This is a genomic window from Ochrobactrum sp. SFR4, assembly GCF_019730395.1.
Classification (GTDB): Bacteria; Pseudomonadota; Alphaproteobacteria; order Rhizobiales; family Rhizobiaceae; genus Pseudochrobactrum.
The window spans coordinates 1-392 of the sequence record NZ_JAAPBB010000300.1 but is presented as its reverse complement, the minus strand read 5'-3'; the positions used below and the strand labels follow the sequence as shown (position 1 = coordinate 392).

General features: G+C 47.2%; 1 protein-coding gene. It reads right to left on the bottom strand.

The annotated features are described in order from the left end of the window. Positions 1–32: 32 nt before the first annotated feature. On the bottom strand, positions 33–260 hold the full coding sequence (locus HBA93_RS19080) for a hypothetical protein (RefSeq protein WP_221724350.1): 228 nt from the start codon (positions 258–260) through the stop codon (positions 33–35). Between the last annotated feature and the right edge of the window lie 132 nt (positions 261–392).

The window sequence follows — 392 nt, the reverse complement described above, 5'->3', positions numbered from 1 at the left end:
AAAGCGATTGCATCAGCATGGCAAGCTAAATGCTATAAGGTTATGCTGGGCGTTGGTGCATAGATATCCATGCAACAACGCCCCATCACCTCTTGCCCGTCATTGATGATCGAAATATGCGAATCCCCTTGAAGCCCCGATTTCAAAGGGGAAAAGTGCTGGCAAAGATGGGCCACTAAGCCAGCATGAACATCTGCATAATGCTCGGAATATTGAAGCTCTGCGAAAATAATTGGGAACAGATCTGGATCTTTCATCATACTATTTTCAGAAATTTTGCATGTTAGCGCTGAGCTGCAACTAACAAAATAATGCACCCTCTACTTGATCACTCACCGGCCCCATCGTCCGCATAGCAGCCCCTCATTGAAGCGTAGCGCGATGCTCTCCGG

Coding starts and splice junctions, on each gene's coding strand:
- HBA93_RS19080 (WP_221724350.1), bottom strand. CDS start 260: ATGATGAAAGATCCAGATCTGTTCCCAATTATTTTCGCAGAGCTTCAA.